The sequence below is a fragment of the Gordonia sp. GN26 genome (assembly GCF_054823965.1).
Map to the genome: position 1 here is coordinate 1 of NZ_JSYC01000166.1, position 334 is coordinate 334.

At 60.8% G+C, this 334-nt stretch carries 1 protein-coding gene; it reads right to left on the minus strand.

Annotated features, from left to right (window positions below):
* Nucleotides 1-60 precede the first annotated feature (60 nt).
* On the minus strand, nt 61-334 hold a 274-nt coding region (locus tag OK17_RS21805), incomplete at its 5' end, for an integrase core domain-containing protein (protein ID WP_461418734.1).

Consider the following 334-nt stretch of genomic DNA (forward strand, 5'->3'; position numbering starts at 1 on the left):
GTGTTCAATGCCGTGAGCATCTCCACTGTTTGAATCGCCCCTGGTTTGCTGGAGGCTCGGTTAGTTGGCTCCAGCGGTTGCCGGGACCGGGTTCTCACGGTAGCTGGTGACCGTGTGGGTCGACCAGTAGGCGGTCTCGTACTCGACCGGCGGGACGTGTCCGATCTCGCCGTGCAGGCGGCGGTGATTGAACCAATCGATGTACTCGGCGACGGCGATCTCAACCTCGCCGACACCACTCCAGCCACCTCGAGGACGCATCACCGGGTTCCGGATGCACTCGGCTTTGAACAACGAGTTGAATGCCTCGGCCATCGCATTGTCGTACGAATCA